Annotated in this window: 23 protein-coding genes and 1 tRNA gene; 16 read left to right on the forward strand and 8 right to left on the reverse strand. The window is 70.9% G+C overall.

The window, feature by feature from the left end; genetic code table 11:
* Window positions 1–70 precede the first annotated feature (70 nt).
* A complete protein-coding gene (locus tag ACZ7CH_RS17250; protein ID WP_360385797.1) occupies window positions 71–637 on the reverse strand; it encodes a 5-formyltetrahydrofolate cyclo-ligase in 567 nt (188 codons plus the stop codon).
* Between the two features lie 38 nt (window positions 638–675).
* On the opposite strand from ACZ7CH_RS17250, the gene ACZ7CH_RS17255 reads away from it, so the two are divergent.
* From ACZ7CH_RS17255 to ACZ7CH_RS17285, 7 genes are all read left to right on the forward strand, one after another.
* Window positions 676–1,560 carry a UTP--glucose-1-phosphate uridylyltransferase gene (locus ACZ7CH_RS17255; protein WP_360385799.1) on the forward strand — a complete coding sequence of 295 codons (885 nt, stop codon included), beginning with the start codon at window positions 676–678 and terminating at the stop codon, window positions 1,558–1,560.
* Window positions 1,561–1,592: 32 nt separating this feature from the next.
* A complete protein-coding gene (gene glp, locus ACZ7CH_RS17260; protein WP_470374320.1) occupies window positions 1,593–2,816 on the forward strand; it encodes a molybdotransferase-like divisome protein Glp in 1,224 nt (407 codons plus the stop codon).
* Window positions 2,816–3,469, forward strand: a complete 654-nt coding sequence (locus ACZ7CH_RS17265; RefSeq protein ID WP_470374321.1) for a GNAT family N-acetyltransferase — start codon at window positions 2,816–2,818, stop codon at window positions 3,467–3,469. Before glp ends, ACZ7CH_RS17265 begins: the two co-directional genes overlap by 1 nt.
* A 155-nt stretch (window positions 3,470–3,624) precedes the next feature.
* Window positions 3,625–4,353: a divisome protein SepX/GlpR gene (gene sepX, locus ACZ7CH_RS17270; RefSeq protein ID WP_360385805.1), complete on the forward strand. Its 729-nt coding sequence runs from the start codon at window positions 3,625–3,627 to the stop codon at window positions 4,351–4,353.
* Window positions 4,354–4,411: 58 nt separating this feature from the next.
* A tRNA-Ala gene (locus tag ACZ7CH_RS17275) sits at window positions 4,412–4,484 on the forward strand.
* Between the two features lie 130 nt (window positions 4,485–4,614).
* Window positions 4,615–5,376, forward strand: coding sequence for an excalibur calcium-binding domain-containing protein (locus ACZ7CH_RS17280; RefSeq protein WP_470374322.1), 762 nt, complete (start codon window positions 4,615–4,617; stop codon window positions 5,374–5,376).
* Window positions 5,377–5,465: 89 nt separating this feature from the next.
* Window positions 5,466–5,837, forward strand: a complete 372-nt coding sequence (locus ACZ7CH_RS17285; RefSeq protein ID WP_360385809.1) for a cupin domain-containing protein — start codon at window positions 5,466–5,468, stop codon at window positions 5,835–5,837.
* Window positions 5,838–6,432: 595 nt separating this feature from the next.
* On the opposite strand, the gene ACZ7CH_RS17290 is transcribed toward ACZ7CH_RS17285, so the two are convergent.
* From ACZ7CH_RS17290 to ACZ7CH_RS17300, 3 genes are all read right to left on the reverse strand, one after another.
* On the reverse strand, window positions 6,433–8,445 hold the full coding sequence (locus tag ACZ7CH_RS17290) for a hypothetical protein (RefSeq protein ID WP_470374323.1): 2,013 nt from the start codon (window positions 8,443–8,445) through the stop codon (window positions 6,433–6,435).
* On the reverse strand, window positions 8,442–9,170 hold the full coding sequence (locus tag ACZ7CH_RS17295) for a nucleotidyl cyclase domain-containing protein (protein ID WP_360385813.1): 729 nt from the start codon (window positions 9,168–9,170) through the stop codon (window positions 8,442–8,444). Before ACZ7CH_RS17295 ends, ACZ7CH_RS17290 begins: the two co-directional genes overlap by 4 nt.
* Window positions 9,171–9,264: 94 nt before the next feature.
* On the reverse strand, window positions 9,265–9,927 hold the full coding sequence (locus ACZ7CH_RS17300; protein ID WP_470374324.1) for a Crp/Fnr family transcriptional regulator: 663 nt from the start codon (window positions 9,925–9,927) through the stop codon (window positions 9,265–9,267).
* A 63-nt stretch (window positions 9,928–9,990) separates the two neighbouring features.
* Here ACZ7CH_RS17300 and ACZ7CH_RS17305 point away from each other — a divergent pair, with 63 nt between their 5' ends.
* The 4 genes from ACZ7CH_RS17305 to ACZ7CH_RS17320 all read left to right on the forward strand — a co-directional run bounded on the left by ACZ7CH_RS17305 (window position 9,991) and on the right by ACZ7CH_RS17320 (window position 13,931).
* Window positions 9,991–10,824: a hypothetical protein gene (locus ACZ7CH_RS17305; protein WP_360385819.1), complete on the forward strand. Its 834-nt coding sequence runs from the start codon at window positions 9,991–9,993 to the stop codon at window positions 10,822–10,824.
* Between the two features lie 45 nt (window positions 10,825–10,869).
* A complete protein-coding gene (locus ACZ7CH_RS17310; RefSeq protein WP_360385821.1) occupies window positions 10,870–11,133 on the forward strand; it encodes a hypothetical protein in 264 nt (87 codons plus the stop codon).
* Window positions 11,130–11,714, forward strand: coding sequence for a hypothetical protein (locus tag ACZ7CH_RS17315; RefSeq protein ID WP_360385823.1), 585 nt, complete (start codon window positions 11,130–11,132; stop codon window positions 11,712–11,714). The genes ACZ7CH_RS17310 and ACZ7CH_RS17315 overlap by 4 nt, the downstream gene beginning before the upstream one ends.
* 243 nt (window positions 11,715–11,957) lie before the next feature.
* Window positions 11,958–13,931 carry a serine/threonine-protein kinase gene (locus ACZ7CH_RS17320; RefSeq protein WP_360385825.1) on the forward strand — a complete coding sequence of 658 codons (1,974 nt, stop codon included), beginning with the start codon at window positions 11,958–11,960 and terminating at the stop codon, window positions 13,929–13,931.
* Between the two features lie 175 nt (window positions 13,932–14,106).
* Here ACZ7CH_RS17320 and ACZ7CH_RS17325 read toward each other — a convergent pair whose 3' ends face one another.
* Entirely contained in the window at window positions 14,107–15,648 is a 1,542-nt protein-coding gene (locus tag ACZ7CH_RS17325; RefSeq protein WP_470374325.1) for a dolichyl-phosphate-mannose--protein mannosyltransferase, read from the reverse strand.
* 24 nt (window positions 15,649–15,672) lie between these two features.
* Here ACZ7CH_RS17325 and rsmI point away from each other — a divergent pair, with 24 nt between their 5' ends.
* Window positions 15,673–16,518 (forward strand): 16S rRNA (cytidine(1402)-2'-O)-methyltransferase, encoded by an 846-nt coding sequence (gene rsmI / locus ACZ7CH_RS17330; protein WP_458429452.1) that lies wholly within the window; start codon window positions 15,673–15,675, stop codon window positions 16,516–16,518.
* Between the two features lie 67 nt (window positions 16,519–16,585).
* Here the strand turns inward: rsmI and ACZ7CH_RS17335 are convergent, their stop codons facing one another.
* Genes ACZ7CH_RS17335 through ACZ7CH_RS17345 form a run of 3 tightly spaced genes read right to left on the reverse strand, consistent with a single transcriptional unit; the run spans window position 16,586 to window position 18,831 of the window.
* The gene (locus ACZ7CH_RS17335) at window positions 16,586–17,299 is read right to left on the reverse strand and encodes an ABC transporter permease (RefSeq protein ID WP_458429451.1); all 714 of its coding nucleotides are present in this window, start codon (window positions 17,297–17,299) and stop codon (window positions 16,586–16,588) included.
* The gene (locus ACZ7CH_RS17340; protein ID WP_470374326.1) at window positions 17,289–18,221 is read right to left on the reverse strand and encodes an ATP-binding cassette domain-containing protein; all 933 of its coding nucleotides are present in this window, start codon (window positions 18,219–18,221) and stop codon (window positions 17,289–17,291) included. The genes ACZ7CH_RS17335 and ACZ7CH_RS17340 overlap by 11 nt, the downstream gene beginning before the upstream one ends.
* A gap of 58 nt (window positions 18,222–18,279) precedes the next feature.
* Window positions 18,280–18,831 carry a PadR family transcriptional regulator gene (locus ACZ7CH_RS17345; protein ID WP_360385835.1) on the reverse strand — a complete coding sequence of 184 codons (552 nt, stop codon included), beginning with the start codon at window positions 18,829–18,831 and terminating at the stop codon, window positions 18,280–18,282.
* Between the two features lie 54 nt (window positions 18,832–18,885).
* On the opposite strand from ACZ7CH_RS17345, the gene metG reads away from it, so the two are divergent.
* From metG to rsmA, 4 genes are all read left to right on the forward strand, one after another.
* Window positions 18,886–20,679: a methionine--tRNA ligase gene (gene metG, locus ACZ7CH_RS17350; RefSeq protein WP_360385837.1), complete on the forward strand. Its 1,794-nt coding sequence runs from the start codon at window positions 18,886–18,888 to the stop codon at window positions 20,677–20,679.
* A 26-nt stretch (window positions 20,680–20,705) separates the two neighbouring features.
* A complete protein-coding gene (locus tag ACZ7CH_RS17355) occupies window positions 20,706–21,500 on the forward strand; it encodes a TatD family hydrolase (RefSeq protein ID WP_360385839.1) in 795 nt (264 codons plus the stop codon).
* Window positions 21,501–21,801: 301 nt separating this feature from the next.
* Entirely contained in the window at window positions 21,802–23,211 is a 1,410-nt protein-coding gene (locus ACZ7CH_RS17360; RefSeq protein WP_360385841.1) for a transglycosylase family protein, read from the forward strand.
* Window positions 23,212–23,424: 213 nt separating this feature from the next.
* Complete coding sequence (gene rsmA / locus ACZ7CH_RS17365) at window positions 23,425–24,246, forward strand: 16S rRNA (adenine(1518)-N(6)/adenine(1519)-N(6))-dimethyltransferase RsmA (protein ID WP_360386659.1); 822 nt, start codon at window positions 23,425–23,427, stop codon at window positions 24,244–24,246.
* The last annotated feature ends 36 nt before the right edge of the window (window positions 24,247–24,282 follow it).

Here is a 24,282-nt window from a genome sequence, read left to right on the forward strand (position 1 = left end):
TCGACCGTTGTGAGTGCCAACACGATTTTCGCCCAGGACCTTCCCCGAGCGCAAACACCACAGGTCAACGTCACAGCCACCGCAGGCCCGCGGCGGGCGTCAGCACGCCGTTCATCCGCACGTCGTGGGGTTCCGCGGGCACCGACTCCAGCACCTCCGCATCCCTCACCACGGCCACCAGCGGCGCGGTGACCAGCGGCAACGACCGGTCGTAGTGCCCCTTGCCCTTCCCGAGCCGCACCCCGTCCACCGACACCGCGAGCGCGGGCACGAGCACCAGCGCGGCTCCAGCGATCGCCGAGGCGCCGAGCCGGGGCCCGGTGGGTTCGAGCAGCCGCAACGCCGCCGGGGCGAGGTCGGCGGGACCGGTGTGGACCGCCCAGTCGAGCGGCGAGTCACCCGTCACGACCGGCAGCAGCACCCGGCACCGCAACCCGTCGAGCCACGAGGCGTCACCGGGCTCCGACCCGACCGGCAGGAACGCGCACACGGTCTGGTCGGGCCCCACCTCCAGCCGGGCCACGTGCGCGGCCAGCGCGGCGGCCTCACGGGCGCGCACGTCGGCGGGCACCGCGCGGCGCTGCGCCAGCAACCGCGAACGCAGGGTGGCCTTCCGGTCACGAAGATCGGACGTCATGGTGGGTATCCCCCGGTATGTCGTTAGCATCGCAGCCCATGAGCAGCGCTTTCCACACCGCCATCGTGCCCGCGGCCGGCCTGGGCACTCGCTTCCTCCCCACGACCAAGGCCGTGCCGAAGGAGTTGCTGCCGCTCGTCGACACCCCCGCCATCGAGTACGTGGCCAGGGAGGCGGCCGGTGCGGGTGCCACCAGGCTCGTGATCGTGACCTCGCCGGAGAAGGCGTCGGTCGCCAACTACTTCGACGAGAACCCCGAGCTCGAGCAGACGCTCGCCGACCGCGGCAAGCCCGAGCTCGTCGAGAAGATCCGGCGTGCCCCTCAGCTGATCAAGGCCGAGACCGCGATCCAGGAGCAGGCCCTGGGCCTCGGCCACGCGGTCGGCTGCGCAGAGGCCAACCTGACCGGTGAGGACGAGGCCGTCGCGGTGCTGCTGCCCGACGACATCATCCTGCCCACGGACGCGCTCAAGAAGATGGCACAGGTGCGCGAGGAGAAGGGCGGCAGCGTCCTGCTGGCGTTCGACATCCCGCGCGAGCAGATCTCCGCGTACGGCGTGTTCGACGTCCGCGACACCGGCTCCGACGACGTCAAGCAGGTCGTCGGCATGGTCGAGAAGCCGAAGCCGGAGGAGGCGCCCTCGACGTTCGCCGCCGCCGGGCGCTACCTGCTCGACCGGGCGATCTTCGACGCGCTCAAGCGCATCACCCCCGGTGCGGGCGGCGAGCTGCAGCTCACCGACGCCATCGCGCTGCTGATCAACGAGGGGCACCCGGTGCACGTCGTGGTCCACCGCGGTGGGCGACACGACCTCGGCAATCCCGCGGGATTCCTGCGGGCTGCGGTTGACTTCGCACTCAACACCCCGGAGTACGGACCCGACCTGCGCGAGTGGTTGCGGGAACGCCTCGACAAATCCTGATCAACACCATTCTGGGCGCGAGGACCAATCACATGAGGTCAGTGGACGAGCAGCTCGCCCGGGTGATCGCGGCCGCGGTGCGGCCCGCGCCGGTGCGGGTGGCGATCTCCGAGTCGCAGGGCCTGCTCTGCGCCGAAGAGGTCGTGGCGGAACGCGCGTTGCCCGGTTTCGACCAGGCGGCGGTGGACGGGTACGCGGTGCGCAGCGTGGACGTGTCCGGTGCGAACGCGGACTCGGTGCAGCTGCCGGTCGTGGGGGAGATCCCCGCGGGCTCCCGGCAGCCGCGCAGGCTGCAACCCGGCCAGGCGGTGCGGGTCGCGACCGGTGCGCCGCTGCCCACGCTGGCCGACGCGGTGGTGCCGCTGGGCTACACCGACGGCCACCACGCCAAGGTCACCGTCAACCGCAGCGTGCCCTCCGCCGGGTTCGTCCGCCGCACCGGTGAGGACGTGCAGACCGGTGACGTCGCGGTGCGCCGCGGCGCGTCCATCGGGGCCGCCCAGGTGGGCCTGCTGGCCGCCGTCGGCCGCAACAAGGTGCTCGTCCACCCGCGCCCGCGGGTGTCGGTGATCTCGCTCGGCGAGGAGCTCGTCGACGTCGACCGCACGCCCGGCCAGGGCCAGGTCTACGACGTGAACTCGTACGCGCTGGCCGCCGCCGCCCGCGACGCGGGAGCCGAGGTCAGCCGGGTCGGCATCACGTCGGCCGACCCGCGCCGGCTGCGCGAGGTCGTCGAGGGCCGGCTGCTGCTGTCCGAGATCGTCGTCATCGCCGGTGGCGTGGGCGGCGCGATCGGCGACGAGGTCAGGGCGGCGCTGTCGGAGCTGGGCGACATGGACGTCACCCGCGTCGCCATGCACCCCGGCTCCGCGCAGGGCTTCGGCCGGCTCGGACCGGACGCGGTGCCGACGTTCCTGCTGCCGGCGAACCCGATGAGCGCGCTGGTCGTGTTCGAGGTGCTGGTCAGGCCGCTGATCAGGGCCGCGCTCGGCAAGAAGAACCCGTACCGCCGCGCGGTGTCGGCCCGCCTGCTGTCACCGCTGCAGTCGACGAAGGGCCGCCGCGGGTTCCTGCGCGGCCAGCTGCTGCGCGACGCCGACAACGGCGAGTACCTGGTGCAGCCGCTGGGCACCTCCGGGTCGCACCTGCTCGCCTCCCTCGCCGAGGCGAACTGCCTGGTCATGGTCGACGAGGACGTCACGGACGTCTCCGCCGGCGAGGAAGTGCGGGTCAGCTTCCTGGCCCAGAGGAGTTGATGAGCGCCTTCGCCGATCTCGGACGGCACCCCGGCTGGCCCGTCCGGCTGGGGCCGCTCGACGTGCGCGCGGGAACCGTCGTGCTGCGCGGCCCGCGGCTCTTCGACGGCGCGCGGTGGTCGCGGCTGCGCATCCGCGACCGCGAGTACCTGGAGCAGTGGGAGCAGACCGCCGTGGAGGGCTGGGACGAGCGCAACGCCGTGCTCTCCTGGCCCGCCCAGTGGTCGACGCTGCGCTCCATGGCCCGGCACGGCACCGCCCTGCCGTTCATGATCCTCGTCAACGGCGAGGTGGCCGGCCAGATCACTGTCGGCAACATCATCCGCGGGGGACTGCGCTCGGCCTGGATCGGCTACTGGGTGGCCGCCGACCGGGCAGGCGGCGGCGTCGCGACGGCCGCTGTGGCGTTGCTCACCGACCACGCCTTCCGCGGGGCCGGTCTGCACCGCCTCGAAGCGACCGTCCGGCCCGAGAACGGGCCCTCCTTACGGGTGCTCGCCAAGTCCGGGTACCGCGAGGAGGGCCTCCTCAAGCGTTATCTGGACGTTGCCGGACAGTGGCGTGACCACCTCTGTCTCGCCATCACGGTCGAAGAGGTCCCCGATGGCCTAGTGCGCCGTTTGGTCGCACGCGGAGAGGCCCGTCTTCCCTGACATCCGCTTCCGTTCGTCCTAATCGCTTCACCCGAAAGTGGGTGATACACCACACTTTGGTACGCACCGCGCTCGGCGAGCCTCCGACACAGGTGTGACTGTTGTGACTAGCGTGGTGACAGCACCACGCGTGGGCCGGGGGAGGTGAACGGGGAATGCCGAGTTCGCTGATCATCGTTGCGCTGGTAGTGGCGTGGCTGGTCGTCCTCGTCCCCATGGTGGCCCGCAAGCGCCAGGAGAGTGCGCGCAGCGTGGGGGAGGAGTACGACGCCATGCCCGACGCCGAGTACGACGACATCCACGACATCGACGACGACTACTTCGACGAGGAGGAGTACGTCGAACGCCCGTTCCGGCGTGGCCGCGGTGGCTACGACCCGGAGACCGCCGCGCTGGTCGCGCAGGCGAAGTACGCGTTCCGCCGCAGAGTCGTGGCGTTCCTGCTGGTCGCCGCCGTGGCGACCGGTGTGGTCGCCGGCGTCTTCTGGACGCCGCTCTGGTACGCCCACGCGGGCCTCGACCTCCTGCTGGCCGGCTACCTGACGTACCTGCGCCGCCAGGTGCGGATCGAGGAGGAGATCCGCGCCCGCCGGCTCGCCCGCCTGCAACAGGTCCGCCGCCGCCGTGCGACGGGCCCGCAGCAGCAGACCCCGGCCGTCGAGGCGGACGCGCCGGTGGTCGTCGAGGCGCTGGAGACCACCGAGGTCGAGGTCGTCGACGTCGCCGAGGTGGCCGACGACCTCCCGGCGCTGCCGCCGTTGCCGCGCTACGAGCACCACGTGCTCCCGGGCACGATCCCGGTCGACTCCGACGACGAGGACCCGGTGTTCGTCGAGCTCGACGGAGTGGAGTCGCTGCGGTACCGGGGTGCTGTCGGGGCATAGGAGGGGGGTGGTGAAACACCTCTTTCCGCCCTGCTATAGTTCTCTCGTAACACCGCAAGGGGCTGTAGCACAGTTGGTAGCGCGTCTCGTTCGCATCGAGAAGGTCAGGGGTTCGATTCCCCTCAGCTCCACGCAAGAAGAAGTCCGGTGGTCACCACGACCACCGGACTTCTTCTTTTTGTCCTGAATGGACGTTCGGTCCACTGGGCCTTTTGAGTGACACGGGTAACACCGGGTGCGGGGCATCGCGATGTGACGGCCATGACCGCCGCACGCGCCCTCTGGCGACAACTGCCGAAGAACCCCCGCATCGTCCTGGTCGCCATCACGGCCGTGTCCCTGATGGTCGTCGCGAGCTGTGGGCAGGAACCCGTCGACCTCGCCGGTTCCACGTCCACGTCGAACACGACGACGACGACCACCACCACGACGACGACCACGACGACGCCGCCGCCGGTGACCGTCGCGTCCGTTGTGGACGGTCGCACGGTGGCGTTGTCGGACGGCAGCAAGGTGGTCGTCGCCGGACTGGCCGTGCCCGGCGAGTGCTGGGCAGCGGCGTCGGCCGAGTTCGCGACGAGGACCCTGGTGGGCGAGCCGGTGAAGGTGTCGGGGCTGCGGCTGCTCCTGCCCGACGGCAACGACTACTCGGTGCTCGCCGTGAGCCAGGGCGCCGCGCGGGCGCTGGCCGAGGCCGACACGGCCGTCCAGCAGGCGCAGGCGGTCGCGAAGCAGGCCGCGCTGGGGTTCTGGGGCCCGTCGTGCGGCGGCCTGGACGTGAAGCCCGCTCCGCAACCCGTTGTCCCGCAACCGGTCGCCCCGCAGCCCGTGGCGCCCCAGCCCGCACCGCAGCCCGTCGCACCCCAGCCGCAGCCGCAACCCCAGCCGCAGCCGGCGCCCGCTCCCGCGTACTACGCGAACTGCGCAGCGGCCAGGGCGGCCGGCGCGGCGCCGCTCTACCGCGGCCAGCCGGGTTACCGGTCCGCACTCGACCGGGACAACGACGGCGTGGCGTGCGAATAGCGCAAGGACACGGGCGTCCACAGGCGTAATGCCCGCGGCCTTTTCGCCTATACAACGGTCATAGCCCCCGATCCGGAAAGGCCGTGCCCGTGAGTGACACGCCGCAGGACAAGGTCACCGTCATCTCGCCGGATGCCCTCGCGCAGATGAAGCCGTTCCCGCTGCACGGCGACGAAGGGCTGCAGAACCGCATGCTGTGGAGGTCGCCCACCGGCGACACGGTCGTCGGCCTGATCCAGATGGCACCGGGCGCACGGGACGCCGGCCACGTCCACCCGACGGCCGCGCAGCACACGTGGGTCGTCGACGGCACGGTCAGCATCGGCGGCGTCGAGGCCACGGCCGGTTCCTACGCCGTCGTCCCGCCCGGTGTCGACCACGAGACGGTCGCGGGTGACCAGCCGGTGACGATGTTCTACGTCTTCCAGCCGTTCGCGCCGAAGCACGACCACGGGCACTGACCCGTCCGGTGTGGACTCGGAACCCTGAGTCACCTGCGGTACAACGTTTCCGGGCTCACCCGCCCGTGGGGTGAAGCTGGTCGGCGAACGCGCCGGTCGGGGCTAGGTTGGTCTCATGGAATCGGTGGTCGCCGCCTTATTACTCGGGGCCGCCACCTCCGGCGGGTCACCGGCGTCAGCCACGACCCCGCACGCGAGGTGAGCGGCCGCCCACCCCACGGTCGTGCCCGGCGCGACGGCGGTCGAGGCGCGGGTGCTGGTCGGTAGCACGGCCGGCGAGCCCGTCGTCCTCCGCGCCGCCCTCGCCGCCCGCACCCACGGCCCTGCACCGCGACTCGCGGGCCGGGGGACGGGAACCGAACCCGGTCGCCCGCCTCGAACCGGCCCGCGCTCCCGGACGGGCGCCTCGCCCCACACGCCAGCCGTGGCGCGTCGAGGACGGACATCCCACCTCGCACGCCAGCCGTGGCGCGTCGAGGACGGGCACCTCGCCTCGCGCGCGCCACCCCGCGCACGCCAGCCGTGACGCGTCGGGACGGGCACCTCGCCTCGCACGCCGCGGTCGACGCACCCGGCTGCTGGCCGAGCACGAGGTCTACGACGGCTGAGCCCGGCCCTTCTGCACCTTGCACGCGATGCGGAAGATCCGCTGGATCTCCGAGCGCTTGGCCGGGTGCTGGAAGCACACCGCGTCGACCGCGTCCCTGCGCCGCCACCACGACAGGTCCGGCGCGATCAGCCGGGTGAGCCGGACGAGCTCGGCCGCCTTCACGGCGTCCCACCGGGCGTGCAGTGCCAGCTCCCCCAGGTGTTCGAGCACGTAACCGCCGAACTCCTCGTCCGCGAGCACGTGCTTGAGCAGGTCCCTGACCTGCTTCGGGAACGCGCGGCCGAACTCGACGAAGTACTCGTGGCGGGTCCGGTAGATCCCGGAGACCCAGAGCCCCAGCACGAGGGAGATCGGCTGCAGGCCGGTGCGCCGGTAACGCCCCGCGGTCCAGGACACCACCGTGTCGAGCGCGATCCCGCGGATGTCCTCCTCCACGAGCATCGCCAGCACGGCGAGGACCACCTCGCGCTGCGGTGTGTACTGCTCGGACTTGCCGATCTCGGTCAGCTTCGCGAGTGCGGTGGTGAGGTCCCGGCGGCCGAACGCGGACGAGTACACCCGAGCTGCCGTCGCCCTCTGGTAGGCGTAGTCGGACCTGACCCACTTCTCCAACGCCTTCTCGGCGAGCGGCTGGACGACGACGTCGTCCATCAGCACCTCCAACGCCCGCGCCGCCAACCTGCGGCGGCCGTAATACCGTTGCAGGGCGAGGTTCTCGACGATCGCCAGCGGCTCGTGGGCCGGAACGGTCCGCACCACCTCGCACACGGCCTGGGCGCTCTCCTCCTCGAACCGGTCGAGCGCGGCGTCCGCGGACATCCAGTCGCGCAGGACCTGGTGGGCCGCCGGGTACTGGCGCCACATGTGCTTGAACACGCCGCGCGCCCAGTCGTGGCGTTCGAACCGGACCGTCTCCTCGAACATGTCCTTGTGCTTCGGGTGGGCGCGGACCTCGGTCGTCGCCCTGATCTCCCGCAGCAGCTGGTCCTTGGGCTTGTGGAGCACGCAGCACGGCCGCAACCTGCGGCCCTCGGCGAGCCGCGCCTTCCTGATGTCCATGTCCAGCGCCCAGGCCCGGTCCATGACGTGCTCGTAGGGCTGGTTCTCCAGCACAGCGACCGCGAACGAGTAGGCGTGCGCACGGACGTCCAGCTCCTCGAACCACCGCGCGACGGCCGCGGTGACCTCCTCCCGCAGCGACGCGAGCGCCTCCGCGACGGGAAGGCCTTCCTCGTGGATCTGCACGGCGAGGTCCGCTGCGCGCACGGCCTTGTCCGGAGAGGCACCGTCCAGCGCGGGAGCCAGCTCGTCCTTGAGCGTCTGCAGCTCCGCCTCGCCTGCGTGCTCGCGCCGGCGCAGCTCCGCCTGCGCGACCTCGACCGGTGCCGGTGCGGTGAGCAGGACGGCGTCCTTCGCCGCACCGGCGGGTACCTGGCCCAGGTGGTCCAGCAGGACCACGAGGTGGCAGCCCGCGTCCTTCAGGACGTTGCGGCACTGGGAGAAGTCCTGGTCGGTGAACGGCCGGTCGCGGCTGTCCCGGACGTCCAGCACGACACCGGTGCCCGGTTCCAGCTCGGTGGCCCGCAGGGTGCCCAGCGTGCGGGACCGGTTCATGTCGGCGATCCGCGCGACCCGCAGCTCGTAGGCCAGCAACCGGCGGGCGGCGAAGGTGCGCCCGGTGCCCGGACCGCACAGGACGACGATGTTGTCCCGGCGCAGCGCGGCGAGCGCCGACGCGAAGCCTCCCGGCGGCACGAACTCGCGCTGCACGTCCTCGATGTCTTGAGGCGCCGCGTAGCGCACGATGAGGTCGGCTTGTGACTTGCTCACGGCGGCGTAGTAGTTGACGTCGCCGGCCACGTCCCCGGTCTGCATCCCGTGCATGTCGCCGTGCGAGACGTTCGACGTGTGCCGGCCCTCGCCCGGCGACAGCGGCGCGGCGTCGGCCGGGACCTTCTGCGGTTCCGGCTGCGGCTGGTCCTTCTTCTCCTCGCTCACGGCCGGTGCCCCGCGTACAGCGTGACCCCGCCGTGGATGTCGCCCGCCTGCACCCCGTGGTTGGTGCCGTGCACCGTGTTCACCACCCGCGCCGCGCTCTCCGGCGGCGCGGGCGTGGTGGTCAGCGCGGTCAGTGCGCGCGGGTCGAAGCCGGGCACGCGCACCCACGCGGTGTGCCGGTACTCCTTGTTGGCCACCGGGAGCGGGCCGAACTCGGCGCGCCGGGCCAGGCGGGTGTGGTTGCCGCTGAAGGCGGTGTCGAGGGCTTCTGCGGAGACGATGAGGCCGGTGTTGGCGGTCTCCTCGCCGCCCTCCTCGCGGCAGCGGGTGAGCAGGGCCTTGAACTCCCTGGCGTCCAGGAGCCGGGTGTGGGTGATCCTGGCCTGGTAGAAGCCGCCGTCCGCACCGACCGGACCGGTGTGGACGGCCGCGCGCAGGCGGACCTCCGGCTTGCGCCAGCGGTTGTGCTCGGTGGTGAGCTGGTCGAGGTGCGCGGCCGCGTCGACGGCGGCGCCCAGCAGCTCGCTCGGCAGGACGAGCAGGGCGCCGTCGCCGGGTGACTCGACGGCGAGCACGTCCGACCGGTCGATGCCCGCGGCCGAGAGGGCGGCGTGCAGCAGCTCCGAGACGGTGGTGGGGACTGCCGCCAGCAGGTGGGGCGGCAGCTGTGCCGAGCCGATGACGTCGACACCGAGCAAGGTGCGGTGCTGGGGAACGGGGTTCAACTCACTGCCTCCGAGGTGCTCGCGCCCGAACTGAGCTGTCGAGTCTGGCGGCTCGCGGCGGTGGCCATCACCGGAAAACCGGGACAACAAGTTGTCAGTTCCCGCGGTCCGCTTTGGCAATGAAATGTCCCAGCCGGTCCGGGTCCGGCAGCCAGAACCGCAGCCGGCCGGTGTGCAGCAGGCCCTCGGACCGCAGTGCCTTCAACGTCTCCTGGACGTGCTGCACCGATGCCGCGACCGCCTGGGACAGCTCGTCCTGGCTCAGGCCGCGCAGCTCCAGACCTCCGCCGTCGACCTCCTCGCCGAACGCCAGGGCCCACCGCAGCAGGCAGAGCGCCACCCGCTCCGGCACCGGCCGCACGAGCAGCCGCTGGAGCTCGTCCGCGTTGCGCTGGCGGTCGCGCCACGTCTGGTCGACCAGGCGCTGCACGTCCGGGTTCGTCGCCCGCAGCGCCACGAACCGGCTGCCTGCCACGTGCCACGCCGAGCCTGCGGCGAGCGCGATCACGTGGGCGCTGCGCGGGACGCCGCCGGTGACGCCCAGCTCGCCGAGCAGGTCGCCGCGGCCGAACAGGCCGGTGATCGGCTCCCGGTCGCCCGCTGTCGGCAGCACGACCTTGACCAGGCCCGAGGCGAGCAGCAGCACCTCGTCGCTGCGCTCACCCGCGTTGATCAGGTGCTCGCCCGCGGCGAACGGCCGCAGCGCACCCGCGGTGCGCAACGCGCCGCGTCCGCGGGCTGCCGAGGAATCCGCCACGATCGTCCATCGTGCCCGGCTTAATCCGTTGGAGTCCATACGACCGGCTGCCATGATTCCGCGATGCAGCCGCAAGCCTTCGTCGTCTGGGCGCACAGCAGCCCCGGCTGGGACGCCGCCCGCGTCCAGGCGTGGCGGGACACCGTGCACGCGTTCGCGCAGCTGCTGCACCGCCTCGGCGTGGACGCCGACCTCGACCTGTTCAACCAGCACCTGCCCGTCGACTGGTCCACGTACTGCCTGCAGCGCATGGAGGACGCGGACCGGATCGTGGTCGCTGTGTCGGCGGGGTGGCGGCTCGCGTTCCGCGGTGACAGCCCCATGAGCGCCGGTGCCGAGTACGAGCTCAAGCACCTGCGCGGCATGCTCATGCGCAAGCCCGAGGAGTTCAAGCGCAAGGTCGTCGTCGCGGTGCTGCCGGGCGCGAGCGTCGACGACATCCCGTTCGCGCTGAACTGCGTGCCGCACTTCCGCGTCGACCCCTCGGTGCCGTCGACCGCCGTGGAGCTGGAGCACGTCCTGCACGGGCGGCCGATGTACCGCAGGCCGCGCGCGGAGCCGCGGGTCCGCGAGCTGGCGCGGGCAGGTGATCCCGGCGTGGCCGCGGAGCTGCTCGGCACCACCGTGTTCCTGCCCGACCCTGGGGAGCCGGGGCTGGTCACCACGAGCGTCGACGGCTACGAGAAGGCCGTGCTCGTGTTCACCGGGCTCGACCGGCTCGTGGCCTACCGGCGGGCGAAGGAGCTGCCGTGGGAGGACCGGTGGCTGGAGGTCGAGGGCGCGGAGCTGCTGCCGTTCGTGGCGTCGGCGCGGCTCGCGGTCGTGGTCGACGCGGGCGCCGCGGAGGAGGAGACCGTCTTCCTGTCCAGTTCGGACGTCGGCGCGCTCATCAGGTAACAGGTTGGTATCGTTCAGCGTCAAACTTCCGGTGTGGAGGGTGCCGTGCGGGGGTTCGAGGTCGACCCGGCCGAGCTGAGAGCGCTCACCGGACCGCTCGCGAGGGCGGTCGAGCAGGTCGCGGAGCAGGCGGTCCACCCGGACGGCGAGGTGGACGGGCGGCGCGGTGAGCTGTTCGCGGCGCTGAGCAGGTTCCGCGGTGCGGCCGGCCACGCGACCGGCGTGCTGGGCGGCGACGCCGACGAGACCGTGCACCGGCTGAGGGACACCGCTCGGTTGTACGAGCAGGTGGACACCCCGCCGGCGTGACGCTCCCCGACGAGTTCCACTCCCTGCGGACCGTCCAGGAGTGGCTGAGGCGGATGCGCGACGAGAGCGCATCGGCCGCGGCCGCGCACGCCGCCGCGACGGCACCGGCGTGGCGCGGGGCGGCGAGCGAGGCGTTCGACGACTACCGGCACCGGGCGCGGATGAGGTGGCTCGACACGTCCGAGGCGTTCGGGTCCGCGCACGACGCCGTCGAGGCCTACCTGCACACGGTCGCCGAGGTCGTGCGGCTCGGCCTGGGCGCCGACGGCGAGCTGCTCGACCGGCTCGACCAGCAGCGGGCCGGGGAGGAACGGCTGGCGGTCCGCGCGGTCGACCGGGCCGCGGAGGAGCTGTGGAACGTCCGGTCGGAGCTGCCGGTGCTGGTCGCGCCGCCGTTCGTCCCGCTGGTGCCGCGCCCGGCCGTACCACCACCACCCGTGCCCGCCGCTCCGGAGCCCGCCGCCCAGCCGGGGCCGGCGAGGTCGCGTGCCGCGGACTTCATGGCGAAACCGCACGTGGAGGGGGTCCTGACCTCGCTCGCCCTGGCCGCGCGGTACCGGCACTGGCTGCGCAGCAACTGAGCGGCGATTCCACACCGCAGGTCGTGGCACGTGACGCTTCCGAGTCGCAAACCGGCTCCAACCGTGATGAGCCGCCGTTCAACGGACAAGGCTGCGGACACGTCCTAGAGGGCAGAAGAGCGCATTTCTCGCGAGGTCCGGCCAGGTGCGGGAGGTGCAACGCAGTGGACGCGATTTTGGTTGCTGTGGCGTCGGCCGCACACCGATCACGCACCGTAGGCTGAATCGGCACCTAGGCTGGGGATGATCGCGGAAGGGGTGGTTCGGGTCGTGGGGCTCGCGGAGTCCTTGCTCACGTGGCTGCACGGTTTCGTGGGCGCCAGCGTCTGCCCCGGTGACTGGGTGTGGACCACGACGGCGCTCGGTGCCGTTCTCGGCCTTTTCCCCACCGTGGCCGCGTTGCTCGCCATCGCGGTGCGCCGGGTGGTCGGCAACTCCTACGGCGCCGTGACGGGCGCCGTCTTCGCCGTGCTCGGCGTCGCCGGCACGCTGGTGCTGCCGTGGCTGATCCTGCGCGGCACCGTGCAGGGCCTCGGTCAGCGCACGATCGCCGGGTCCGACTCGCTCGACCAGGCGACCTGCTTCGGACAGTTCTCCCAGGGCGCCTACCTCGTCGACGGCACGCCGTCGATCCTCGGCGTGTTCCGCGCGCCGGGCGACGAGTGGCTGTTCCTGGTCGCCGCCGGAATCACGATCGTGCTCGGCCTGCTGTGCCTGCTGTTCGTCATGCTGCAGGCCGGGTCGGCGTTCCGGCTCGGGCCCAACTGGCCGCGCCGGGTGTTCTGGCCGCCGTTCCTGGTGCTCCTCGCGTCCACGTCGGCACTGCCCGTGACGCTGGTGGGGCACGTCCTGCTCGGGTTCTTCCCGATCGCGGTGATCGGGTCGATCGTCGTGCGCATCTTCGGGTTGACTACCGCCATGCTGAACCGCCCCGGCCGTGACCGGTCCCAGGACCGCAACGCGAACCAGGCGCCACCCCAGCCGGTGGCGCGCAACACCGCGCAGCAGCCCTCTCAGCAGCCCCAGCTGCCGCAGAAGAAGGCGGCGACCAAGCCGATCACGGCCGCCCAGCAGCAGCCGCCGCCCTACCAGCCGGCACAGGTGCCGAAGTACCAGCCGGCGCCGATGAACCGGCCGATGCGCCCGGTGAACCAGCCGCCGCCCCCGCCGCAGCAGTACCCGCCGACGCGGGTGGCCGAGGTGCTCCAGCAGCCGTCCCAGGCGAACCCGCAGCCACCGCAGCCGTCCCGGCCCGCGGTGCTCGCGGACACCCCCGGCCCGCTGCCGTTCGGCCCCGGCGCCGCGAACGCGGAGTCGCCCGCACCGGTGCAGAAGTCGGGCAAGGTGTGGAACCCCGGCAACGGCCGGTTCCGCCGCGTCCGCCAGCTCGGCTCCGGCGGCTTCGGCACGGTCTGGCTCGCCGTCGACGAACAGCTCGACCGCACCGTCGCCGTGAAGCTCGCGCACGCCCCGGACAACGACACCGAGCAGCGCATGCTCCGCGAGGCCCGCGCACTGGCCGCGGTCCGCCACCCGAACTGCGTGCGGGTGTTCGACATCGTCCAAGACCCGGACGGCCTCGCGCTGGTGATGGAGTACATCGAGGGCGCGTCGCTGTCCGAGACGGTCATGAAGAACGGCCTGATCGACGACAAGCTGGCGGCCCGGCTGTGGCTGAACATGGCCGACGCCCTCACCTCCGCCCACACCCGCGGCGTCCTGCACCGCGACGTGAAGCCGTCCAACGTCATCGTCGACGTCCAGGGCACCGCCCACCTGATCGACTTCGGCATCGCCCGCTCCAAGGGCGACAGCACCCTCACCGCCACCGGCATGATGGTCGGCACCCCCGACTTCCTCGCGCCGGAGACGGCACGCGGTGAGGCCGCGTCCCCCGCCTCGGACTCGTGGCAGCTCGCCGCCACCGTGTCCTACGCCCTCACCGGCCATCCGCCGCGCGGCTCCCGCGAGAACCCGATCTCCTCGCTGATGGCCGCCGCCCAGGGCGAACCGGTGACGAAGCTGCCGCAGAACAGCGCCCACGCGCGGCTGCTGCTGGCGGCGATGGACCCGGAACCGGGCCGCCGCCCGACGCTGGCGCAGGTGCGCGGCGAGATGGCGCAGTTCCTGGAACGGGCCGGGATGAGCAAGGAGGGGCCGGTCACGAAGTTCATCAGCAAGCCGGGACCGCCGCCGACGAAGCACATGCCGATGTAGGCGAACCGGGTGAACCCCTCGCGGGGCGGTAACGGTTGTTTCGTCGCCAACGACCTAGGCGGTGGTCCACCCGCGAAGCCCCGGCATCGGAGCACCACCGCGATGCCCCGCGAAGAGTGGTGAGGCGGTTTCCGCCGATCGCCTCACCACTCACCCGCGCACCGGCCGCGACCGCTCAGCGCCAGCTGGGCAGCCACAGCTGCTGCTGCCACATCTCCGGCGTGATCGGGTTGCCGTTGAGGATCGGCCACAGCCACACGAAGTTCGCCACCACGATGCCGACGTACAGCGCCACGACCAGCAGACCGGTGCCGCGGCGTTCGGAGCCCGCGCGCGCACGGCCGAGGACCTCGCCCAGCGCCAGCACGATCAGCAGCACCAGGAACGGTGCCATCGGCGTGACGTAGAAGAAGTACATCTGCCGGTCGAGGTTGAGGAACCACGGCAGCAGGCCCGCCAGGTAGCCGACGAGCACGCCGGCGTAGCGCCAGTCCAGGCTGCCGACGGCCCGCCAGATCGCCCAGCCGATCGCCGGGAACGCCACCCACCACAGCGCCGGGGTGCCGATCAGCATGATCGCGCCGAGGCACGAGGCCTGGCCGCAGCCGGTCACCGAGTTGTCGTAGTAGTAGAGCATCGGGCGCAGGCCCATCGGCCACGTCCACGGCTTCGACTCCCACGGGTGCCGGTTGGTCTCCGAGGTGACCAGCTCGACGTGGAACTTGTAGACGTTCTTCGCGTTGTACCAGAGCGACTGGAGCACGTCCGGGACGTAGCTGATGTCCTGCACCTTCGTGCCGACCACGTGCCGGTCGATTCCGGTCTCGCTGGCCATCCACGGGAACCACGTCACCAGGTACACCAGGACCGGGATCGCGACCAGACCGCCCAGCGAGGGCAGGACGTCCTTCGCGATCGACCCGAGCCACGGCTCCTCGACGCCGGCCGCCCGCCGTGCCAGTGCGGTCCAGACGACCGTCAGCAGGCCGAACGCCGCGATGTACCAGATGCCCGACCACTTGATGCCGCACGCCAGGCCGAGCATCACGCCCGCGCCGAAGCGCCACCAGCGGAAGCCCAGCCACGGGCCGAAGGCCGAGTTCGTCACGAAACCCTCGCGCACGGCGACCGCGAGCCGTTCCCGCACCTGTTCGCGGTCCACGACCAGGCAGCCGAACGCGGCGACCACGAACAGCGCCAGGAAGATGTCGAGCATGCCCATCCGGGACTGGACGTGCGAGACGCCGTCCGCGATGAGCAGCACGCCCGCCAGCGCGCCCAGCAGGTCCGAGCGGGTCAGGCGGCGGGCGATCCGCACGATCAGCAGGATCGTGATCGCGCCCGCCAGTGCGGAGGCGAACCGCCAGCCGATGCCGTCGTAGCCGAAGAGAGCCTGGCCGATGGCCATGAGCTGCTTGGCGAGCGGCGGGTGGACGATCAGCTCGTAGCCGGGGTTGTCCTCGTAGCCGCCGTTGCGCAGCACCTGCGCCGCCTGCGGCACGTAGTGCTTCTCGTCGAAGATCGGCGTGCCCTTGTCCGTCGGGTACCCGACGTTCCAGAACCGCACGACCGCGCCGATCAGCGTCACGGCGATCGTGACCAGCCACCCGCGCAACCGGTCGCCGTGCGGAGGTGGGTCGAGGGCCGCCGCGCGGTCCGTCCGCGGTTCCTCCGCGACGGCGGCGGGCGCCTCTCCTGGCTGCACGAGGACTGTCACGTCGCCGATCGTAGGGTGAACCACGTGAGTCCTGTATCCGGTTCAGGCCGTCTGGTCCTCGCCGCTACTCCGCTCGGCGACATCCGCGACGCCTCCGCGCGCCTGGTGGAGGCGTTGGCGACGGCGGACGTCATCGCCGCGGAGGACACCCGCAGACTGCACAGCCTCGCGGCGGCACTGCAGGTCAAACCCTCCGGGCGGGTGATCAGCTTCTACGACCAGGTCGAGCAGGCGCGCCTGCCGGGGCTCCTCGAGTCGCTGCACGGCGGCGAGACCGTGCTGCTCGTGACGGACGCCGGCATGCCGTCGGTGTCCGATCCGGGCTACCGGCTCGTCGCCGCGTGTGTCGAGCAGGACATCACCGTCACGTGCCTGCCGGGGCCGTCCGCGGTCACGACGGCGCTGGCGCTGTCCGGGCTGCCGAGCGACCGGTTCGCGTTCGACGGGTTCCCGCCGCGCAAGTCCGGTGAGCGCAAGCGCTGGTTCGCCCCGTTGGCCACCGAGCAGCGCACCGTCGTCTTCTTCGAGGCCCCGCACCGGCTCGCGGACACGCTCCAGGACGCCGTCGAGGTGCTCGGGCCCGGCCGCCGTGCCGCCGTGTGCCGCGAGCTCACGAAGAAGTACGAGGAGGTCGTGCGCGGGTCGCTGGCCGAACTCGCCGCGTGGGCCGTGGACGGCGCACGCGGCGAGATCACCGTGGTGCTCGGCCCCGCCCCCGTGGCGGACACGCCGGACCTCGACACGCTCGTCGCCGAGGTCAGGCAGCGCGTCGCCGACGGGGAGCGGATGAAGTCGGCCGCCGCCGAGGTCGCGGAGGCGGCCGGGATCAGCAAGAAGACTCTCTACGACGCGGCGGTCAGGTCAAGCTGACCTGCCTTTTCAGGGGAACGCGGGACTCCCGCGTTCCCCCTGGGGAAACGCGGGGCCCCCGCGTTCCTCAAGCTGACTCCCGGTTGAACGTGCGGATGCCGTAGAGCACGCCGGCCACGACCAGCAGCGCGACCGAGACCAGCCCGTACGTCACCGTGCCGGGGTTGAAGATCGACCGCTCGGCGTCCACGACGTGCGCCAGCGGGTTGACCCGCGACAGCCAGTAGAGCCACTGCGGGCCGTTCGACATGGGCAGCAGCACGCCGCTCAACAGCATCAACGGCACGATGGACGCCGACAGCACCGACGCGAAGACGTACTCCAGCTTCACCTTCAACGCGATCGCGTACGACACCGAGCCGATCGCGACGCCGAGCAACGCCACGAGCCCGAGGCCGAGCAGCACCTGACCCGCCGACGCCCGGAAGCCGAACAGCATCGCGGCCAGCATGATCAACAGGCTCTGCACGACCAGCAGCACCACGTCCTTGCCGACCCGCCCGACGAGCAGCGCGACCCGGCTGACCGGGGTGACCCGCAGGCGTTCCATCACGCCCGTGCGCACCTCCGGCAGCAGCGAGAAGCCCGCGTAGGCCGTGCCGAACAACGCCATCTGCACCAGCAGGCCCGGCACGAACCACTGCCAGCCGCCCTCGCCCAGCAACGGCCCGAAGAGCCCGAGGTAGAGCAACGGCTGGGCGATGCCGAAGACCACCGCCACGGGGTTGCGCAGCACGGGCAGCATCACCCGCCAGAACACGAGCCAGGTGTCACGCAGCATTGCTGTCCTCCCGCAGTGAGCGGCCGGTCATGGTCAGGAACACGTCGTCGAGCGTCGGCCGGTGCACCTGGACGGAGTGCAGCTCGACACCGATGTTGTCGAGGTCCTTCAGCAACGACGGCAGCGCGCGGTCGCCGTTCGGGATGCGGAAGCTGACCTCCTCGCCGTCCACGGCGGCGTCGGCGAACTTGGTCGCGACCAGCGCGGCCTGCGGCGTGCCGAGCACGACCAGGTCGCCGGAGACGCGGTGCTTCAGCTCGTCCGGCGACCCCTCGGCGACGATCGCGCCCTGGTCGATGACGAGCAGCCGGTCGCTGAGGTGGTCGGCCTCGTCGAGGTAGTGGGTGGTCAGGAAGACCGTCACGCCGTCGGCCCTGAGCTGCCGGATGTGGTCCCACAGGTTGCGGCGGCTCTGCGGGTCGAGCGCGGTGGACGGTTCGTCGAGGAACAGCAGCCGCGGGTCGTGCAGCATGCCCATCGCGAGGTCGAGTCTGCGCTGCTGGCCGCCCGAGAGCGTGCCTACGCCGCGCTGCTCCAGCCCGGTCAGGTCGAACCGTTCGAGCAGGCCGGCGACCTTCCTGCGGGCGTCGTGCCGGGAGAGGCCGTAGAACCGGGCCTGGAGCTCCAGCTCGTCGGCGACCCGCTGGTCCAGGCCCGCGCCGGGCTTCTGGCCGACGTAGCCGATGTTGCGGCGCACGCCCGCCGGGTCGGTGAGCAGGTCGTGCCCGGCGACGAGCGCTTCGCCCGCCGTGGGCCGCAGCAGTGTCGTGAGCATGCGCAGCGTCGTCGACTTGCCGGCGCCGTTGGGTCCGAGGAACCCGACGAGCTCGCCCTCGGCGACGTCGATGTCGACGCCGCGCACCGCGTCCACCGGACCGGCCTTCGTGGTGAAGCGGCGTGCGAGGCCGCGTGCCTTGATCATGCCGGAACCCCCTCTAGTCAAGTTTGACCAGAGGCTAGTCGGGACTATTCAAGTTTGACTAGTCCCGAAGTTCGTACGCACCGGCCTCCAGGCGTTCGATCAGCTCCCGAGTCCACCGGACCTGACCTTCGAGGTGGACGAGCCACAGTCGAAACAGCTCGCTGACGTGCGCCGGCTTGCCCATCTCCGGCATCGAGGTGATGCCGTGCCGGGTCGGGGTGAGCTGCCCCTCCAAGCCTGCGAGGCGGTTCTTCAGCAGCACGACGGCCTGCTTGCGCGGGACGAGGGTGAGCATCGCGACGCCCGCGGACACCTCGTCGTTGCCGGCGGCCGGGTTCGCGAGCGCGTGCGCGAGGAGGTCGTCCAGCTCGTGCTCACCGGACGGCGTGATCCGGTAGGAGGTGCGGGCGGGGCCCTCGCGGGACTCGGTGCCGACCGGTTCCAGCAGTCCGTCCTTGGCCAGCGACTTCAGCGCGTGGTAGATCGAACCTGGCTGCACGTTCGCCCAAGACTCCGCCGACCACGACTGCAGCTCACGGCGCACCTGGTAGCCGTGCGCCTCGCCGACGAGCTTGACCACGCCGAGCACCAGCATCCTGGTCGCGGACAAACCGACCTCCCATGCAGTGAAAAGCGGCTGGCACCGCCTCCGTAGGCTATGCACATGAGTGCCTCCGTACTGACCGCGGTGGCCTGGCCTTATGCCAACGGCCCCAGGCACATCGGTCACGTCTCCGGTTTCGGTGTCCCGTCCGACGTCTTCTCCCGCTACATGCGAATGTCCGGACACCGGGTGCTCATGGTCAGCGGCACGGACGAGCACGGCACGCCCATCCAGGTGCAGGCCGAGAAGGAGGGCCTGACGGCCCGCGAGCTCGCCGACAAGTACAACCGCGTCATCGCCTCCGACCTGCAGGGCCTCGGCCTGTCCTACGACCTCTTCACCCGCACCACCACCGGCAACCACTACCAGGTGGTGCAGGACCTGTTCTCCGCGCTGTGGAAGAACGGCTACGTCATCCCCAAGGTCGAGATGGGCGCCATCAGCCCGTCGACCGGCCGGACGCTGCCCGACCGCTTCATCGAGGGCACCTGCCCGATCTGCGGCTACGACGGCGCGCGCGGCGACCAGTGCGACAACTGCGGCAACCAGCTCGACCCGATCGACCTGAAGAACCCGCGCTCGCGGATCAACGGCGAGACGCCCAAGTTCGTCGAGACGGAGCACCTGTTCCTCGACCTGCCCTCGTTCATCGAGTCGCTGGGCTCGTGGATGGGCACGCGGTCCGAGTGGCGCCCGAACGTGCTCAAGTTCTCGCAGAACCTGATCAAGGACCTGCGGCCGCGCGCCATCACCCGCGACCTCGACTGGGGTGTGCCGATCCCGCTCGACGGGTGGAGCGACCAGCCGATGAAGCGGTTCTACGTGTGGTTCGACGCCGTCATCGGCTACCTGAGCGCGTCCGTCGAGTGGGCACGGCGCACTGGGAACCCCGACGCCTGGAAGGAGTTCTGGACCGGTGACGCCCAGGGCTACTACTTCATGGGCAAGGACAACATCGTCTTCCACTCGCTCATCTGGCCGTCGCTGCTGCTGGGCCAGAACGGCGCGGGCGACAAGGGCGGCGAGCCCGGCCGGTTCGGCACGCTGAACCTGCCGACCGAGGTCGTGTCGTCGGAGTACCTGACGATGAGCGGCTCGAAGTTCTCCACCTCGCGCGGCACCGTGATCTACGTCGGCGACTTCCTCAAGGAGTTCGGGCCGGACGCGCTGCGGTACTTCATCTCCGTCGCGGGTCCCGAGAACCAGGACACCGACTTCACCTGGGAGGAGTTCGTCCGCCGGACCAACTTCGAGCTGGCGAACGAGTGGGGCAACCTGGTCAACCGCTCGATCTCCATGGCGCACAAGAACGTCGGCGCCATCCCGAAGGCGACCGCGCTGACCGACGCCGACCACGAGCTGCTGCGCCAGTCGAAGGCGGCGTTCGACACAGTCGGCGCGCACCTGCGCCGCTCGCGGTTCAAGCAGGCCTCCGGCGAGGCCATGCGCGTGATCTCGCTGGCGAACAAGTACCTGTCCGACCAGGAGCCGTGGAAGCTCAAGGACGACCCGGACCGCCGCGACTCCGTGCTGCACACGGCGTTGCAGGTCGTGCAGGACGCGAACACGCTCATGACGCCGTTCCTGCCGCACTCGGCGCAGCAGGTGCACGAGGCGCTGGGCGGCACGGGCGTGTGGGCCGCGCAGCCGTCGATGGACGAGGTCACCGACCTCGACGTGCCCGACCGCTCGTACCCGGTGCTGACCGGTGACTACGCGGGCGAGCAGGCGAAGTGGGAGTCGACGCCGATCGAGGTCGGCCGGCCGCTGCAGAAGCCCTCGCCGCTGTTCGCGAAGCTCGACCCGAAGCTGGGCGAGACCGGGCCCGAGTGGGCCCCGATCGTCACCGACTAGTGGCGGAGAAGCGGGAACGACCGCCGGTGCCGGAAGCCCTTCCGGTGCCGGTGGTCGACGCCCACACCCACCTCGACGCGTGCGGTGCCGTCGACGCCGCCGACGTGGCCGTGCTGCTGGACCGGGCGGAGGCCGCCGGCGTCTCGCACGTGGTGACGGTCGCGGACGACCTGAAGTCCGCGCAGTGGGCCGCGGAGGCGTCCACCTGGGACCCGCGGGTCTACGCGGCCGTGGCGGTCCACCCGACCCGCACCGCCGCGTTCGGCGACGCGGAGAAGGCCGAGCTGGAGCGGCTGGCCCGGTTCGACCGCGTCGTGGCGATCGGCGAGACCGGTCTCGACTACTACTGGGACTACTCGCCGCCGGCCGCGCAGCAAGACGCTTTCCGTTGGCACATCGACCTTTCCAAGCGCGTCGGGAAGCCGTTGATGATCCACGACCGGGACGCGCACGAGGACGTCCTCAAGGTGCTCGACGCCGAGGGCGCACCGTCCACAGTGGTCTTCCACTGCTTCTCCGGTGACGCGGACTTCGCGCGCCGGTGCGTGGACGCGGGGTACGTGCTGTCGTTCGCGGGCCCGGTGACGTTCAAGAACTCCCGTGCCCTGCAGGAGGCGGCCCGGCTGGTGCCGCAGGATCAGCTGCTCGTCGAGACGGACGCGCCTTTCCTGACGCCCCACCCGTTCCGGGGGCGGCCGAACGAACCCTATTGTGTGAATTACACAGTTCGGGCCTTGGCCACCCTGCGTGGCGAAGATCTTTCTGAACTCGCTGCCGCCGTCACCCGTACTGCTCAACGAGTCTTCGGGCTTGGCCACTGAGATGCGACTTGAGACGAACGGAGCAAAGGGTTCCTACCTCTACGGGTGACTGAGGTCACAACATCGGTGGGGGTGTTTGCGCAACGTCGGCTGCCCCGTTACTGTCCCGTGACCGTGCCACCTGAACCGACCCTGTCGGTTCGGAGCACGCCCGCAGTCGGGGCGGGTCCCAAGCCGGAAGCGCGAAGCAGCGAGACCACGTAGGAGGAGTTGCCGGGAACCTTCGAGCTGCAACTCGAATGATCTTGTCAACGCCAACTGTGCGGTGGCCTCGGAGCTTCCGCAATGGAGGTATCGACCCTTGTCTGGTAGCGACAGAACTGCCGCTCCGTACGACTTCAACGAGGACACCGACTGGTTCACGCCGGTCGGGAACACCGCGGTCGCGGTGGCCGACCCCCACCCGAGCTTCCCCGCCGGTGCGCTGACGATCTCGCCCGCGGACGTGCTCGAGGTGCTCGGCCCTGACGCCGACGAGCTCCTCGCGACGGCGAACGTCGACGTCGACGAGCTGATCCGGCTCATCAACGCCGAGACGACGATCATGCCGCCCCTCGTCCTCCCCACGGAGGAAGAGGAGAAGGAGGACCCGCAGCTCCTCGTCACGGCCGTCTCGTCCTGGAAGCGCCGCTTCCTCAAGGGCGCGGTCGCCGCGGTTCTGGTCTCCATCTCCGGCGGTGGCGTGACCGCGATGGCGATGGACAAGTCCGTGGCCGTGGACATCGACGGCATCACCTCGACCGTCCACTCCTACGAGGGCACGGTCGGCGAGGTCCTCGCGGAGGAGGGCATCAGGGTCGGCGAGCACGACGCGCTGTCCCCGTCGCTCAACGCCCCGATCTCCGACGGCGGCAAGATCACCCTCGACCGCGGCCGCCTGCTCAAGATGAGCGTCGACGGCCAGTCCCGTGAGGACTGGGTCCGCTCGGTCACCGTCGAGGAGGCCGCCAAGCAGCTCGGCGTCCCGGTCGACGGCTCGTGGTTCTCCGCGCCCACCGGCTCCGAGGTCCCCCTCGACGGCATGAACCTCGAGGTGAAGACCCGCAAGGTCGTCAAGCTCTTCGACGGCGCGAACCCGGTCCGCGAGGTCCAGACCACCGCCGTCACCGTCGACGAGCTGCTGAAGAGCGAGAACCTCACCCTCGGTCCCGAGGACGCGGTCCAGGCCGGCACCGACGTGCGCCTGGCCTCCGGCGCCGAGGTCTACATCTCCCGCACCGGCGTCACGGTCATCAACGTGAACGAGCCGGTCGCCCCGCCCGTCGAGAAGACCAACGACCCGACCCTGAACCAGGGTCAGCAGAAGGTCCTGGAGCCCGGCGAGGCCGGCGAGCAGATCTCCACCTACCGCGTGACGGTGAAGAACGGCAAGGAGATCAACCGCGAGAAGATCGGCGGCAAGGTCACCAAGGAGCCGAAGCCGAAGAAGATCGCGGTCGGCACCAAGCCCCTCCCCGACGGCGAGGTGTGGGACCGCCTGGCCAAGTGCGAGGCCGGCGGCAACTGGGCCATCAACACCGGCAACGGCTACTACGGCGGCCTCCAGTTCAACGCGAGCACCTGGGCGGCCTACGGCGGCACCGCCTACGCGGCCCTGCCGCACCAGGCGACCCGCGAACAGCAGATCGCCATCGCCACCAAGCTCCGCGACGGCCGTGGCGGCACGTACTCCGCGTGGCCCGGCTGCCGCGCGAAGCTCGGCCTGCCGTAACCCCGCCTCCCCACCCATCCCTCCGCTCTGCTTGACCGCACGCGGGGACCTTTCGTACTCCAGGTGAGTACGAAAGCTCCCCGCGTGCACTCGACGCAGCAGGGGGGCGGGGGTCTTCGGTGGGTAACTTGAGGTCTTCGGTGGGTAACTTGAGGTCTTCGGTGGGCAACCTGAGGTCTTTGGTGAGTGACCTGAGACAATGCCCCGGTGAGCCTGTTGGGACCCGCCGAAGTCCGCCGTCTAGCCGAAGAGCTGGGCATCCGCCCGACCAAGAAGCTGGGCCAGAACTTCGTGCACGACCCCAACACGGTCCGCAAGATCGTCGCCGCCGCCGGTCTGACCGACGAGGACGTCGTCCTGGAGGTCGGCCCCGGCCTGGGCTCGCTGACCCTCGCGCTCCTCCCGGCAGCCGCTGAGGTGGTCGCGGTCGAGATCGACCCGCCGTTGGCGCACCGGCTGCCCCAGACGGTCCAGGAGCACGACCCGGCCAACGCCGGCAAGCTCCACGTGGTCCTCAAGGACGCCATGAAAGTCACCCAAGAGGACCTGCCGGTACAACCGACCGCGATCGTCGCCAACCTGCCGTACAACGTCGCGGTGCCCGTGGTGCTGCACCTCCTGCACGAGCTGCCGAGCCTGCGCAAGGGGCTCGTCATGGTCCAGGCGGAGGTCGCCGACCGGATGGCGGCGAAGCCCGGCAGCAAGGTCTACGGGGTGCCCAGCGTGAAGCTCGCCTGGTACGCCGACGCGCGCAAGGCGGGGTCGGTCGGGCGCAACGTCTTCTGGCCCGCGCCCAACGTCGACTCCGGGCTGGTTGCCTTCCAGCGCCACGAAAAGCTGTTGTCCACAGTGGACAAGAACAAGCTGTTCAAGATCGTCGACACGGCCTTCGCGCAACGCCGCAAGACCCTCAGGGCCGCCCTCAAGAGCTACACGCCGCACGTCGACGAACTGCTGGCCGAAGCGGGCATCGATCCCCAGGTCAGGGGCGAGCAGTTGAGCGTGATCGACTTTGTCCGGATCGCCGAGGTCTGATCCGGCGATCCTTCGGCCAACAGTGTGATCTGTCGA

The sequence above is a fragment of the Lentzea sp. NPDC037011 genome (assembly GCF_055607425.1).

What these genes read in the sequence shown, in the direction of transcription:
- ACZ7CH_RS17255 (WP_360385799.1), top strand. Translation starts at nt 676, where the DNA reads ATGAGCAGCGCTTTCCACACCGCCATCGTGCCCGCGGCCGGCCTGGGC.
- ACZ7CH_RS17280 (WP_470374322.1), top strand. Translation starts at nt 4,615, where the DNA reads ATGACCGCCGCACGCGCCCTCTGGCGACAACTGCCGAAGAACCCCCGC.
- ACZ7CH_RS17320 (WP_360385825.1), top strand. Translation starts at nt 11,958, where the DNA reads ATGATCGCGGAAGGGGTGGTTCGGGTCGTGGGGCTCGCGGAGTCCTTG.
- ACZ7CH_RS17265 (WP_470374321.1), top strand. Translation starts at nt 2,816, where the DNA reads ATGAGCGCCTTCGCCGATCTCGGACGGCACCCCGGCTGGCCCGTCCGG.
- sepX (WP_360385805.1), top strand. Translation starts at nt 3,625, where the DNA reads ATGCCGAGTTCGCTGATCATCGTTGCGCTGGTAGTGGCGTGGCTGGTC.
- glp (WP_470374320.1), top strand. Translation starts at nt 1,593, where the DNA reads ATGAGGTCAGTGGACGAGCAGCTCGCCCGGGTGATCGCGGCCGCGGTG.
- ACZ7CH_RS17250 (WP_360385797.1), bottom strand. Translation starts at nt 637, where the DNA reads ATGACGTCCGATCTTCGTGACCGGAAGGCCACCCTGCGTTCGCGGTTG.
- metG (WP_360385837.1), top strand. Translation starts at nt 18,886, where the DNA reads ATGAGTGCCTCCGTACTGACCGCGGTGGCCTGGCCTTATGCCAACGGC.
- ACZ7CH_RS17305 (WP_360385819.1), top strand. Translation starts at nt 9,991, where the DNA reads ATGCAGCCGCAAGCCTTCGTCGTCTGGGCGCACAGCAGCCCCGGCTGG.
- ACZ7CH_RS17335 (WP_458429451.1), bottom strand. Translation starts at nt 17,299, where the DNA reads ATGCTGCGTGACACCTGGCTCGTGTTCTGGCGGGTGATGCTGCCCGTG.
- ACZ7CH_RS17340 (WP_470374326.1), bottom strand. Translation starts at nt 18,221, where the DNA reads ATGATCAAGGCACGCGGCCTCGCACGCCGCTTCACCACGAAGGCCGGT.